The following is a 13,313-nucleotide window of genomic DNA, read 5'->3' as shown; positions in this document are numbered from 1 at the left end:
GTAATACAGTAGGTCAAAGTCAATATGTAGAGTGGGTCTTTACCCTTTCTCGTCTATGCCTGCTGAACGGGTTGAAATAGCTTTGATACTTTCTCCTTCACTTCTTCCTCACTTGGATGGATATCAAAAACAATCTCGGGTTTCAGGTAAAACAACTCGTTCTCTTTTTTGAATTTTTCTTCGCCCCCGCCGGTAATGTTGAGCATGATCAGATCATCTGGCTTAACCGTTCCGTTTTTAGCTGCCGCGATTAAAGTCGCTGTGGCTACTGCCGATGCCGGGTGAATATCGTTGCCCTCTGTTTCGAGGAAAAGCTTTCCGGCTTCGGCGGCTTCCTGGTTGGTGGCCAGCAGGACATCGCCGCCTGCATCTTTCATTGCATCATACAGTCCGCCGATAATCGGGTAGGGAGGTTTGCGGTTCGAAAGCACTTTTGCAACAATTTCTTCTACCTGTGTCCGTGCCTCGTGGTCATCAAAAGGAAGCATCGCCCTTGAATCGGCTTTCCAGGCATCGTGGATCGGCTTGAACGGAAGGTTTTGCGAAACCATCAGTTTCATTTTGTGCGAACCAAAACGTCCGTCTTCGATCAGCCTGAGATTGGCTTCCCAGGCAGCAATCGCACCTGTTCCGCTGCCAATAGCCTGGAAATAGTAATCCGGAATGCGGCCGATGGTAGTGGTTGCCGAAAGCATGGTGGTTGCCATACCATCGCGGCGGGCAACGTTTTTGGCACCGCCCTCGGCAACAAAGCCGGGAGTAGCTGCCACAATATTCGACAAATGAATAGCATCGAAATAATCGCTTCCCGATCGGCTGCAAATCAGTTTAACACAGTCGTTTATCGGCTTGTCGAACCACAATGCGCTGATGTTGTCTTCGGGAACACTTATTAAAAGTGGAATATGATTGTCAGAACAAACTTTTGCAAAAGCTCGGGATGTGTTTCCGGCCGAGGCTACCACAAGAACCTTGTTCATGTCGTTGTTCATCCGCCCGCACACTGAGTAAGCTTCTGTTTCTTTGAAAGAGCAGGTTTGCATGTTGACTCCTTTCTCGGGCCAGTATCCGCTAAAAGTGATCCAAAGGTTTTTAAGGCCCAGTTCTTTGGCCAGACCCTCGCTTTTGTAGGTCACCGGTGCCGAAGATCCTGCCAGTGTTTTACTGACGGGAAGCCAGTCGGCAAATTTATACAGTCCCCAAGAGTCGTCCTTTACTTCAATCTGTTTCTTTTCGTACATGGCCCTGATCAGTGTTGGTTCCACTTCTCCGGGAGCATCCAGTAACCAGCCGGTGTCATTAAAAATTTTACCTGTTTTAATGGATTTTAGCTGATACCTGGTTTTTTCAAAAGTTTTACTCATTATTTCAATCATTGAACAGAAGCACAAAAATAGTATTTTGAGTGGGCTTTAAAATAACCTTTTGTGATTTTAGTGTGTTGCCCGGGTAAGAGCATTAACATAGTGGGTTTTAGCGTTTTTAATTTTCCGTTGTCTGTAGGAAGCTGTTTCTCAGAATAAAGTGCCGTTCACATGAGGCCCTCTCACATTCAGGCCAAGTTTTTCGTTCAGTTTTTGTATGAAATGGGCAGCCAGTTGCGGCGATTCTTCTTCTGTATTTTGATGAACAAAGAAATAAAGATTCTCCAGTCCGTTTTCAACCCAGTTCTCAATGCGGTCAATCCAGTCTTCAAGCCGCGTATAGTCTGTAGGATGGTTGGCACCCACATAGCGGACAAAAGCGGTTGGCGAAGTTAGCCGCATGTGGAGCAAATCGCGGCGGCCCGCTGTGTCCACAATTATATTTGCAACTTTGCGCTCTTCCAAAAGTGCATAAAGTTCGGCGGCTACGGCCTCATCGTCGAACCAGGCTGGGTGCCTCAGTTCCACTGCCAGTGGGATTCCTGTCGGAAACATATGGATGAAATCCTTTAAGCGATTGAAGTCCTTGTGGGCAAAATTATCGTTTAGCTGCAAAAATACCATGCCTAGTTTTGATTCGAAATGGCTGATGTTCAGGCAAAACTCGTCAAGCAGGTAGTGTACATCTTTGAGCCTTTTAAAGTGGCTGATGATGCGGGTTATTTTTGGGAAAAATTTAAAATCATCGGGTGTTTTGTCACGCCAGGCTGTTACCTGCGGAATAGATGGGGTGCCATAAAATGAAGCATTCAGCTCGATGCTGTTAAATTGCGACGAATAATAAAGCAATTCATCTTTGGTTCCCCGGGGGTAAAATCCTTTTAATTCGGTTCTGTTCCATTTGGCACAACCCACATAAACTTCCGGTTGCTTCTTTTGCTCTGCATGCGTTAAAACTCTAGCCGTGTCGCTATGGTCGGGAGGCAGCTCAAAATTAATTACTGACGGGTTATCTACATGGCCGAAGATCATGTGAGTTAATTTAAATTCTGTACTTAAAACAAAATTCGGGTTTATTTAACTCAATGACAAATTTCAGCCGCTGTTGTTGTTAACACAGCGGCTGAGTGAGCGAATATCAATAGTTAATTCTACTAATGTCTTCTACCTTTTTGAGGCACTTTATTAAACCTCCGGTTCATTTTGTGTTCGCCGTCTACGTATATCTCCATCACATAACGTCCGTCTTCCAAATGTCGCAGATCGAGTCCGGTTTGCGCGTCTTTGATGTTGGTGAACTCATGTGTTTCCACATATTCACCGTCTTTTGTGATCCGGATTTTTAAGGTGGATGGCTTATTGGTGGTGGTGTAAACGGTGGCGTAATCACGTACCATGCGCGGATAAATGTTTACGGAAAGATGTGGCACGCTTGGATCAACTTTGGTTTCGTTGTCGGCCCTGAAGCCATAAAACTGGCCGTTTCCGCAATCACTTTCAAACAAATGAACGAGGTTGCCTTCGGTGTCCTTCAAGCGGAGGCGTCCGTAACCGGCTTCAGCTAAAAACCAGAATTCCAGTCCTTCCCCGGCCGTGTCAACCAACTGCATGTAGTAGTTTCCTTCTGCTAATTCGAGCGTGTCAAGATAAGTCGTTGCAGTGTCCATCATTTCGGGTGTCTTGACATAAACCGTATCGTACGAACTGTTTACGATGTACAGCCAGTTGTCCTTTGGGCGGTTATTGGTCATAAAATCCACCACAATTTTTGAAGGGATATTCGGAATGTCTTCGAAACTTGCTTCGAGGCTGTTATCGCCATCCCACTCATCTGCAACTCCGTTCGGATCGTTCAGGGTCACCACAAAAGTGTTGGTGCCGGGGTGGGCATCAATTTCGCCGGGCAGCGTAATAAGGGCGCCTTCGTAAAAGCCCAGATTTCCTTCCCATTTGAATGTCTTTTCCGCAAAACCAACTGTTTTGTAAACAATGTCAAGGCTGGTGAGATCCTGGCTTCCCAGGTTTCTGATCTTGATGATGGGGCTGAATCCCCGCGGATTGAAGCGGTTGTAGTTGTCTTTGCTGTTCGGTGCTATGATTTCCTCAATAATCACATCGTTGGCGCGGTTCGGCGCTCCGTACTGAAAAAAGTACGAGGTGATCTGTTCTTTTGGCTGGTCGATATTGTTGGCCGTAAAAGGCTCCATGTTCAGGTCGAGCGTATGTTTCGATTTTTCCAGCGGAATATCGACCAAGTCAGGCACCTGCAAATCTCCGGGACACCAGTAACCGCGGTCAAAAATCCAGGTTCCACCCTGCGGGTAAAGCGGGTTGTTGCCGCAATCTTTCCACATATCACGGTGGTCAACCACCTGCCCGTCAAAAAGCAATTCGCGCCAGCGGCTGCAAAACTCGCTACATCCGTTTGGCTGGTCCATTCCGTGTCCGGTGTGTTGAATGCGAAAGCGGCCGAAAGCTGCATTTTTCGCGGTTTTTACTTTTATGGGGGCCAGCTGTTTTTCGATGTCGTTGGCCGGGTTTCCGTATTGGTAGTTGCCATCCCATGTTTTCTGAACGGTGATGAAATCAGCCACTTGCGGGCCGTACGTGATGTCGAAATCAATACTCAGGTCCCAGCCCAGATCGGGTGATTCGTATCCCGAGTGAATGTATTCCAGTTCCACGCTGTCGCGCAGAAAGGCCTGAAAATCGGTTACGTCGATGCTCCAGGTAAAGCTCCATCCTTCTTTGAAATTACTTCCGTAAGGAGTAAGCATACGGCCGATTTCAAAATTTACTGCTTTGCCGTTTTTCCCGCCCTGACGCAGAATTTTTACGCGGTCCATGTAGTCCCAATGCGCAATGGCCCGGTCTTCGGGATAAGCCAGGGTAAGGTTCATCACCACGCGGCGGATTTCTTTGCTGGCGGGAGGAAATTCACCCCATTGAACAAAGCTTTTCACTCCCTGCGAGGGATCGGTTACAATGGTTTCTTTGTCGAATACTTTAACGTTGGAAGTTTGAGAAAAAGCCAGCTGTCCACTTAGCAGGACAATGACCAGTAAAATAAGTTTCTTATTCATCGGGCTTCAATATTTTCAATAGTTTTTATTTCGATAGAATGAGTTGAATGTCTTGCTGTGCGTCGTTTCCGGTGGTTACAGCAAACGTTTCTTCAATCGCCTGCTCGGGATTGCTTACCACGAACTGATAGCTTGTATTTTTTTTGAGTTTAAACTGAAGAAAGTGGTTCAGATCGTCCGTCTTGCGGGGCGAATAGCCAAAATTCACCTTCTCGTCGTCTTTCTGCACATCCACTCTGCAACTTAAGCGCGATTCGCTGGAGCTGGTGTTTTCGTCGGCAAAAACCACCACATTGGCCAGTAGTTCATCTTCGGCGAGTGCGCTGTTTTGCACGGATTTTTCGTACAAATCAATGTAACGTTGTGTAACGTTGTGTCCCCAGATGTAGGGCTTCAGTCCAGTGGCCCTTTCTTTCATGCGTTCGTAACGCGCGCGCACATCTTCGGGCAGGTTGCTGAGGTTGACCACATTGGCCACATACGGAGCGTCAACGGCTGCATAGTAAGGCAGGCCGGTAGGTTTATACGAAGCGGCATAAATCCAGTGCAACATATTGTCGGGATCGGCTTTCCCTGCATCGGCAACAAACCACGACTGATCGAGTGTGTCCACATAGTATTCAATAAACTTCCATTCGCCGTCCACCCAAACTTCACTCCAGGTGTGGTTTCCTTTGTAGTTGGTCCACATGGCAGTTCCGGCCAGGCGCGATGGAATTCCCACCGAACGGTAGGCGTCGGTCAGTAAAATGGAAAGCCCGCTGCAGGTAGCCATGTGTTCTTTCATGGCCTGCAAAGGACTGATGTCGACCCGCGAACGTTTGGTGTTGTACTCCACATCCACTTCGGTCGGAATGTTGTGAGCAATGTTCATCAGGGCATCCACCATGTTGTCTTTGTCTTTTACATATTTTGAAAAGCGTTCGTAAAAATCGGGTCTCCAGCGGTCGCGGTTTTCCGAAATGTTGGCGTAAGGCAGTACTTCATTCAAAAAAATGGAATCGGGCAGTGCAGCGCACCAGGGGAATTCCCGGCGGGCTTTGTAGGCATACTGGTTGTTTTCGAGCAGAAAATCAGCCGTTAAAGTCGTAAGGTCGCGTTCGGGCATGTAGCTGATCAGAAAGGCCATTCCTTCCTTTTCGTCTGCCGGTGCTTCGGCAAGTGCCTTTTGTAATTCCGCAGCATTTTCACCGGCTTTCACCAAAGCCGAGTCGAGCAGGGTGTGGTATTCTTCTGAAACTCCGGGGTATTTCGACTGGCAGGCAACCGCCAGAATCAAAATGGTAACGTACAATAGCAGCTTATTCATTTTCTTGAGTTATTAAAATATTTTAATAATAAACAAAACTAACACAAAAAAATGAACAATAAACTTGTGGAGGGAAAAAATCCCTGAAAAAATGAAGGGAGTGAATGAATGAAGCCGGCTGATAATTAAATGATTAATCGGCCGGCTTATTACGTATTAATGAGATAAATGTCGGTGTCCGTTTCTTAAATCAAACCGTTGTCGATGAGTTGCTGAAACATCTCGTTGAGCGATTCGTCTACAGAGCGGTAATTCATTTTCAGTTCGTTGATGCTTTTTGAATTATCCGCTACAAAAGGGAGCCCCATGTTGCGTGAAATGTATTTTCGTGTCACGGCTTTGTTGATCATTGGTCCCATCAACCAGATTAGCCATTTGGGCATTTCCTTTTTCGGGATGGGGTATTTGTCGCCGTATTTGGGTTGAAGGGCTTTGGCCATGTCGATAAACCAGGTATTATGGCCTGAAATGATGTAACGGCCATTTGCGTCGGGTTTAAATCCGGCCAAAAAATGTGCCTCGGCTACATCGCGTACATCCACCAAACCCATGCCCAGTTTGGGTGCGCCCATTTTGAGTTTGCCATCGCCAAAGGGCTGGATGATCCGGAAACTTTCGGAAGTAACCTGCGTAGGGTTGATTGCCGGGCCAATCACCAGGCTGGGATTTATCACCACCAATTCCCACTGCAGCTGTTCTTCGCAAATTTTCCAGGCTTCTTTTTCGGCCAGTGTTTTGGAATACGAGTAAGGTTGATGTTCGAGTGAAGAGCTGGTGTTCCAGATTTCTTCTGTAAAAACCTTGCCGGGAGCGTGGTTCAGGTCGGCATTGTCGCCATAAATGGCAGCCACACTGCTGGTAAGAACCACCCGCTTCACCGATTCCGTTTGGTTGGCTTGTTCCAGTACATTGCGGGTTCCCAGTTTGGCGGGGTTGATGAGGTCTTTCTGCGGATCTTTTACATCGGTAACAAAGGGCGATGCCGTGTGGAAAACCAGCTCACAACCGGCCATGGCTTCGGCATACGATCCTTCTTCAAGTAAATCGGCCTTGAAATAACGGATCTCACCCGGTGTGTTTTGGGCAATCCCGTCGAGGTATTTTAGTTTTTCCTTATCGTCTGGATTCCGAACTGCTGCATGCACCGTTAATCCTTCTTCAAGAAGTTTTTTTACCAGCCAGCCTGCCACATAACCGGTGGCACCGGTAACCAGTACGGGTTTTGATTTATCGATCGTCTTCATAATCTATTGGTTCATAAAGTTAGTTTTCTCTGCCGTAACGGGGCTTGTCCGGAAAAATCGTTGCCCCTAAGAATTTTGTTTGCAAGTATAGTTTTACTTGATCTAATAATCCCTGATTCATCATTAATAAAATGTAAAATCAACCTTTCTTTTGGCATTAAAGATGCTTAAGAGGATAAAATTCGATAGCCTTGCGACACCTATAATATTTACCAACTAAAAAACCGAAATATGGCCATTAACCGACGGAGATTTCTCTTGAACGGGGCATTGGGTCTTGGTGGACTCATTGTTGCTGAGAGAACTTACGATTTTTTTTCAGAGAGTAAAGCAAAGGCGAAGATACTGATTGTGGGGGGAGGTGCTGCCGGAATAACCATGGCTGCCTACCTTACCGATAAGTTGCGAACGCCTGATATTACCATTGTTGAGCCCAACGAAACACATTTCTACCAGCCGGGCTATACCTTGATTGCATCGGGAACTTTTTCTCCCGAGCAGGTCACAAGATCTACCGAAAAGCTGATTCCCAGAGGCGTGAAGTGGGTAAAAGATTCGGTGGCCGAACTGGTGCCGGATGCCAACTATGTAAGCACAAAGAAGAGCGGGAAGATTGATTATGACTTTTTGGTACTGACACCGGGTTGTCAGATGAACTTCGATTTGATTGAAGGAATTTCGCGTGAAACGCTGGGCGAAGGAAATGCTCACTGCATCTACGATTATCAGGGAGCCATAAAATACCACCGGGCCATGGAGAAACTTACCTCCGGCCGCAAAGATTCCCGCCTGGTGTTTACCGACACCTACACAAAACTGAAATGCGGCGGCGCGCCTAAAAAGATCTGTTTGATTACCGAAGATTTTCTGCGTGACAAAGAGATCCGGGACGGGTTTGATATTCAGTATTTCGGGAATTCGACCAACCTGATGACGCCCGTGGTTTTTGGAGACCGCCTTCAGCAAATTTATGACGAACGGAACATCGGAATATCTTACAAACACCGCCTGGTATCGGTGGATACTTCAGCAAAAAAGGCTGTTTTTCAGCAGATAGAGGAAGCGACCCTGGCACCTTTGCCGGTGGACGATACAAAATTGATCACGGTGGATTATGATTTGCTTCATTTTATCCCGCCGATGAGTGCGCCCGATTTTGTGAGAAATTCTCCGCTGGCCATAACGACAGGCGATTTGCGTCACGGTGGCTGGGCCGATGTAGACAATGCCACACTGGTTCATACGCATTATAAAAACATTATGGTGGTTGGCGATGCGGGTGGACTGCGTACCAGCAAAACAGGGGCGGCCATTCGCATGCAGGCTCCGGTGGCTGCTGCCAACCTGGTTTCGATTATGGAAGGCAACGAGCCCGAAGAAACGTACAACGGTTACTCTGCGTGTCCGATCGTAACGGAGTACGGAAAGGTGCTGATGTGCGAATTTGGCTACGACAAAGAGTTGATGCCAACCATTCCGTGGCTGGACCCTGCGGTAGAGCGCGGAATGTGGTGGATGTTGAAAGTGCACGGGCTGGAGCCAATGTACTACCATGGCATGTTAAAAGGCCTGATGTAACCGATGTCGCAATCTGCTTGGCGGATTTTACTTTGCCAGAATAATGATGTCTTTGGGGGCTAATACGTTTTTGGAATAGCCCTTCAATGCTGAATTTATCATGGCTTTGCCCACCTGTGTGGTATCTACCACCGAGTTGGGCGAAAGAAACTTTACCAGGTTGACCAGCCACATAAAATAATCGTACAAAAACTGGTAAAGTTTTGTTCTCGACTTGATTCCTCTTTTGGGGATGATCATTCCCGGGCGGAACATGTAGGCTTGCTTAAAACCAAGACTGATCAGATCGTTTTCGGTTTTGCCTTTTACGCGGGCCCACATGCTTCTCCCTTTTTCGGTTGAGTCGGTGCCAACCCCCGAAACATAGTTGAAGGTCATGTCCGGATTCAAGGTGCGAAGTACCCGGGCCAGCGCCAGGGCGAAATCGTAAGTTACCCGCCGGTAATCGGCTTCATTCATGCCCACAGAGCTCACTCCCATGCAAAAGAAGCAGGCATCGTAGCCTTCGAGTTGGGATTGTATAGCTGTGAAATCGGCAAAATCACGGTGAATCACTTCCTTTAATTTCGGATGCTGAATTCCGAGCGGGTTTCGGTTGATGACCAAAACCTCCGTAACGGCTTCATGGTCGAGGCATTCCAGAAGAACACCCTTTCCTACCATGCCGCTTGCTCCGGTTATTATTGCTTTCATCTGTTTATAACTGTTTTGCTTTATCTAACTTATCAATCAGCTCTTTTGTTTCTTCCCTTATTAAAAAACGATCTATTCAAAATCCTCATATAAAAGATATTTTTTGCGCATTCGCTTGTATTCCGAAAGTTCTTCCTTCCAACTGTCGCGGATCTGTTCTTCTGTCCATCCCGCCAAAATTTGTTCGCGGAGTTTATCTGTACCGGCCAACTTATCGAAGAAGTCGGGACGTGCAAAGAATTTATCGGGCATTTTATGGTAGAAATCAAGAATATATTTGAGCGTAAACCGAATGCTGTCAGCTTTTAATCCGCGCAAGTCTATGCCATAGCATAGATTCCCCTGTTGCTCTACATGTGCTGACATGCCCACGCGGGTTCCCGGCGTAAACGTGAAATCGCCAAACTGAGTGTCGGGATAGCCGATTACCTGAAATGGAAAATCTGTTCCACGGCCTATGCTGAAATCGGTCGCTTCAAATAAACACAGCAGTGGAAACAAACGAACCGATTGATAGTTGGGTAAGCTGGGAGACGGAATAACAGGCAACTCATATTTTGATTTGTGCGTGTAGTTTTCCAGCGGAATAACAGTAAGGTCGCACTTTTTCTCCCCATTATCGAGCCAGCCTTCGCCGTTTATCATTTGCGCTAACTCGCCAATCGTAAGTCCGTGTATCATCGCAACTTTATGAAAACTGATATCCGATTTAAATTTATCGTCTTTCCGAACAGGGCCGTCAACCTGCTCTCCGTTAGGATTAGGACGGTCGAGAACTAGAAGCGGACGGTTATTGTTGGCGCACAATTGCATTACATTGTGCATTCCTACAACAAAGGTGTAAAAACGAGCGCCCACATCCTGTATATCGAATATCATTACATCCACCGAACGAACCAACGAATCGGCCTGGTGGTTTTCTCCATACAGCGAATACAGTGGCAAGCCTGTTTTGGTATCCACATCGTTGTGTACATCCTCTCCGCGCTCGATGGTTCCACGAAAGCCGTGTTCGGGAATGAACGCAAATTGTAGGTCAACACCTTTTTCCAACAGCACGTCAACCAAGTGTTTGCCGCCAACAATCGCTGTCTGGTTCACCATTACACCTACTTTTTTGCCTTCCAGCAAAGGTAGATAGACATTTAAGCGTTCGGCACCTGTTGTAATTTTCTGTTGAGCGAACGTAGTCAACGAAATGCTCATGATGATCGCTAAAATCAGATTTACCCGTTTCATTATTTTTTTTATCAATTTTATTATTAACTCAAATAATAGTTTTAATGGTATTCTTACAGCTAATACTCCAAGGAATCCTGCAATAAAAATGATAACACTTTTTGGAAAATTAGATTTACCATACTGTGCCCAGAAATACAAAATAACAATTACTCCAACAATACTTAAAAGTATGATTGTAAGCTTAATTTCTTTTTTATCAAGTTTAGTTCTCATTACAGTTTGTCGGTTACTGATTGCTTTTTTAGTAAATCGTACCTAGCAATCGTTGTATAAGACCGGTTTTGTTTAAGACCCAAACAATCTGATAATAACCTGCGCCATCACTATTGTCTTGATAAACAAAAAAAGTGTCTTCTTTTTTATATACTTTAAACTCATTGTCACATTCAAACAAATTCGAATAAAAAGCCTTATTGATATTTATTTCTTCACCGTCAATTTTTATAGAGATTTTCTCAATTTCAGTTTTTGGCAATTCTCCATCTGTTCCCCAAACAGATTGACCATCAATAGAACTTACAGAACGATTATTTATCCAATCTATAATTCGATTGTCTGGATTGAAATCTTTAAGAGTGTAAGAGAATTTGAAATCTGATTTTTTGTATTCTTCCATTTTGTCAAGAGGGGCAAGTCTTGATTTATGAATAAATCCAACTAAAAATTTAAAGTCAGTGCAACCTAATGATAAATCGTTTTTGGGAATATATACTATAGCCCAATCAGATGTATCGTTTTTCTCACTATAGTCATACCAAAATACTTTATTGTTATTTAGTTTATAAATCACTTTTGAATCAATGCTAGGTTTTTCTCTAACATTTGTAAATCCATCCTTGTCATTAATAGTAGCGACTTGTGCAATGGAGTTAATTGTCAAAAAGACTAGTATAATTGTCAGTAGCTTTTTCATCGTTTAAATTTAAGCATAACGGTCACTCGCAAGTTGTCGTTGCGTCTCGATTACTCGGGACACAGTTGGCGTACCACCAAACCCCGCCCTGCAATATGTACGGTGTCAGCGGCTGCTTTTTTGCTTTATTTTTGTTTGATATTCATTGATTTAGATTCCTCGGGGAAATGATTTTACTTCAATTATTTTTCTCAATGGTCATTGCATAGTTGTGGCTTTTGTCAATTGTTATCCATTTGATTGTGTATCCTTTATAAATAAATTCCTTTTCTGGAAGAGTGATGCTTCGTGCAGGTTTTTCTTCTGCGTATCGTACCATCATAGGAATTTCGCTGAAAGGACAATTAGGTGGTGTATCTGGTGCTTTATTTAAACTTGCTGTATATCTTTTCCCATTTACGATATATTGAAACTCATAGGTTTTACTTGACATTCTACCCGCAGAATAGACAAAAAAAGCAATGGTCTCTTTTCCATTTTCTTTTAAATATTCATTCCATTTTTTAGCCTGTCTGTCACCAATTATGAAAAAAGGAGAAATTACCGAAATAATAATCACCATTGCCAGTGCAAAGTGTTTGAATTTCGGTTTAACCTCCTCTTGCTTATATTTCGATTTTCTTTTCATTATTATTGCGTATGAAACTCCCTTTCAATGTTGCCGTTGCAGATTTCGAAAAGAAATCGTGTCAGACCCGCAGGAAAGTGGGCGCAAGGTCTGACTTGTCAGACCGCTCTTACCCCCGCCTGCCATATTACAATTTGTTAGCGGTAGTTTTTTAATATATATCTTCTGGGTCATCTATCTGTTTATAATACTTTCGTTTATCAATCAAAATACATTTTACAGAAGTTGAATCACCTTCGCATTTTTCTAATAACAATATCGCAGGCTCAGCTTTTATATTTAATTCTTTTGTTTCAAAGTCAATGACCTGCCAAGAATCTGACTTAGTGGTATACTTGCTCCTTACTAATTTCCCACCGACCTTTTCATGAGTTGATTTGACTGTTAGTATCAATTGGTTGTCTTTAACTTCATATTGACCATTTATTCCAATAATTCTTTGCAAGCCATCAAACTGTGATGGTAAGAAACCAAAAGTTCCATCTTTAAAAAATGCATACGAGTCATTCCAGAAACGGTCAACGTTTTTAGAATCAGCTTGCCAAATACCTATTAAGTCTTTTGACGTAAGCGTACTTTCTTGAGAGAATAACTGAAAAGTATTTAATGCAAATATTAAAATCAATAAATATGTTTTCATCTTTTTAAAAATTACCGTTAACGTTGAGTGTATGATTTTGTAAGGGGTTGCGGGCTTCAAACCTATCAAGTTACCACCCCAATTGGATGCGGATGATACTGCTCGAAAACCGCTGAAACCCTTATGAATTATACACATTGTTGTGCTTTCGTGCTTTATTTAATTTTGTCAATATTCTTATCCTTAAGTTTCTGTCCAAGTCCAATTAATCTGTTGTGATGATTTTCGCAAATTAACCAATCCAAATTTTTGTCAATCACATAATATTCAAATCCGAAACACTCACCGATAATCTGTCCTATGATTGAAGGTTCACAGTCGTAAATAGGATAATATTCTTCTTCATCGTCTTCCACCATTAACCAGACCCTTTCATTCAAATCAGGGATAATCTCAGTCAGTTTTTCAAGTGGTCTTTCATATGTATGAAAATCAAATGAGGTTTGTTTAAAATCCTCCCACCACCAACGTCTGTCTCCAGATTTTACAAACCAATCAAGAAGTTCATAGTACAATTCTTTACCAGAATCAAAATCTAAAAGCTTTATTTGACTTTCAGAATACTTTAAAGTCTTTATAGCTGTTGATATTTCTTGGATTACATCGCCCATATGATATT

Annotated in this window: 12 protein-coding genes; 1 reads left to right on the top strand and 11 read right to left on the bottom strand. The window is 43.9% G+C overall.

Translation table 11 applies throughout. The annotated features are described in order from the left end of the window. Nucleotides 1-53 precede the first annotated feature (53 nt). From INQ51_RS05875 to INQ51_RS05855, 5 genes are all read right to left on the bottom strand, one after another. Nucleotides 54-1,364 (bottom strand): cysteate synthase, encoded by a 1,311-nt coding sequence (locus tag INQ51_RS05875; RefSeq protein ID WP_233376949.1) that lies wholly within the window; start codon nt 1,362-1,364, stop codon nt 54-56. A gap of 150 nt (nt 1,365-1,514) precedes the next feature. Next, the gene (locus INQ51_RS05870) at nt 1,515-2,396 is read right to left on the bottom strand and encodes a DUF72 domain-containing protein (RefSeq protein WP_233376948.1); all 882 of its coding nucleotides are present in this window, start codon (nt 2,394-2,396) and stop codon (nt 1,515-1,517) included. 122 nt (nt 2,397-2,518) lie between these two features. Further along, nucleotides 2,519-4,447, bottom strand: coding sequence for a peptide-N-glycosidase F-related protein (locus INQ51_RS05865; protein ID WP_233376947.1), 1,929 nt, complete (start codon nt 4,445-4,447; stop codon nt 2,519-2,521). A gap of 25 nt (nt 4,448-4,472) precedes the next feature. Further along, on the bottom strand, nt 4,473-5,756 hold the full coding sequence (locus INQ51_RS05860; protein ID WP_233376946.1) for a transglutaminase-like domain-containing protein: 1,284 nt from the start codon (nt 5,754-5,756) through the stop codon (nt 4,473-4,475). 185 nt (nt 5,757-5,941) lie between these two features. Continuing rightward, complete coding sequence (locus INQ51_RS05855) at nt 5,942-7,000, bottom strand: NAD-dependent epimerase/dehydratase family protein (RefSeq protein ID WP_233376945.1); 1,059 nt, start codon at nt 6,998-7,000, stop codon at nt 5,942-5,944. A gap of 231 nt (nt 7,001-7,231) precedes the next feature. Between INQ51_RS05855 and INQ51_RS05850 the strand changes: the two genes are divergently transcribed. After that, complete coding sequence (locus tag INQ51_RS05850) at nt 7,232-8,578, top strand: NAD(P)/FAD-dependent oxidoreductase (protein WP_233376944.1); 1,347 nt, start codon at nt 7,232-7,234, stop codon at nt 8,576-8,578. Between the two features lie 27 nt (nt 8,579-8,605). Here the strand turns inward: INQ51_RS05850 and INQ51_RS05845 are convergent, their stop codons facing one another. The 6 genes from INQ51_RS05845 to INQ51_RS05820 all read right to left on the bottom strand — a co-directional run bounded on the left by INQ51_RS05845 (nt 8,606) and on the right by INQ51_RS05820 (nt 13,305). Further along, entirely contained in the window at nt 8,606-9,271 is a 666-nt protein-coding gene (locus tag INQ51_RS05845; RefSeq protein ID WP_233376943.1) for an NAD-dependent epimerase/dehydratase family protein, read from the bottom strand. A 72-nt stretch (nt 9,272-9,343) separates the two neighbouring features. Next, nucleotides 9,344-10,510, bottom strand: coding sequence for an exo-beta-N-acetylmuramidase NamZ domain-containing protein (locus INQ51_RS05840; protein WP_233376942.1), 1,167 nt, complete (start codon nt 10,508-10,510; stop codon nt 9,344-9,346). Nucleotides 10,511-10,754: 244 nt separating this feature from the next. Beyond that, entirely contained in the window at nt 10,755-11,426 is a 672-nt protein-coding gene (locus INQ51_RS05835) for a hypothetical protein (RefSeq protein WP_233376941.1), read from the bottom strand. A gap of 178 nt (nt 11,427-11,604) precedes the next feature. Then, complete coding sequence (locus INQ51_RS05830; protein ID WP_233376940.1) at nt 11,605-12,054, bottom strand: hypothetical protein; 450 nt, start codon at nt 12,052-12,054, stop codon at nt 11,605-11,607. Nucleotides 12,055-12,205: 151 nt separating this feature from the next. Beyond that, entirely contained in the window at nt 12,206-12,694 is a 489-nt protein-coding gene (locus INQ51_RS05825) for a hypothetical protein (RefSeq protein ID WP_233376939.1), read from the bottom strand. Between the two features lie 155 nt (nt 12,695-12,849). After that, entirely contained in the window at nt 12,850-13,305 is a 456-nt protein-coding gene (locus tag INQ51_RS05820) for a DUF6756 family protein (RefSeq protein WP_233376938.1), read from the bottom strand. Nucleotides 13,306-13,313 lie beyond the last annotated feature (8 nt).

The organism is Maribellus sp. CM-23 (assembly GCF_021354595.1).
GTDB lineage: Bacteria > Bacteroidota > Bacteroidia > Bacteroidales > Prolixibacteraceae > Draconibacterium.
Note: the sequence above shows the minus strand (reverse complement) of the source record. Positions and strands in the feature narration are given on the sequence as shown.

Coding starts and splice junctions, on each gene's coding strand:
- INQ51_RS05850 (WP_233376944.1), top strand. CDS start 7,232: ATGGCCATTAACCGACGGAGATTTCTCTTGAACGGGGCATTGGGTCTT.
- INQ51_RS05845 (WP_233376943.1), bottom strand. CDS start 9,271: ATGAAAGCAATAATAACCGGAGCAAGCGGCATGGTAGGAAAGGGTGTT.
- INQ51_RS05835 (WP_233376941.1), bottom strand. CDS start 11,426: ATGAAAAAGCTACTGACAATTATACTAGTCTTTTTGACAATTAACTCC.
- INQ51_RS05825 (WP_233376939.1), bottom strand. CDS start 12,694: ATGAAAACATATTTATTGATTTTAATATTTGCATTAAATACTTTTCAG.
- INQ51_RS05870 (WP_233376948.1), bottom strand. CDS start 2,396: ATGATCTTCGGCCATGTAGATAACCCGTCAGTAATTAATTTTGAGCTG.
- INQ51_RS05840 (WP_233376942.1), bottom strand. CDS start 10,510: ATGAAACGGGTAAATCTGATTTTAGCGATCATCATGAGCATTTCGTTG.
- INQ51_RS05865 (WP_233376947.1), bottom strand. CDS start 4,447: ATGAATAAGAAACTTATTTTACTGGTCATTGTCCTGCTAAGTGGACAG.
- INQ51_RS05820 (WP_233376938.1), bottom strand. CDS start 13,305: ATGGGCGATGTAATCCAAGAAATATCAACAGCTATAAAGACTTTAAAG.
- INQ51_RS05855 (WP_233376945.1), bottom strand. CDS start 7,000: ATGAAGACGATCGATAAATCAAAACCCGTACTGGTTACCGGTGCCACC.
- INQ51_RS05875 (WP_233376949.1), bottom strand. CDS start 1,364: ATGAGTAAAACTTTTGAAAAAACCAGGTATCAGCTAAAATCCATTAAA.
- INQ51_RS05830 (WP_233376940.1), bottom strand. CDS start 12,054: ATGAAAAGAAAATCGAAATATAAGCAAGAGGAGGTTAAACCGAAATTC.
- INQ51_RS05860 (WP_233376946.1), bottom strand. CDS start 5,756: ATGAATAAGCTGCTATTGTACGTTACCATTTTGATTCTGGCGGTTGCC.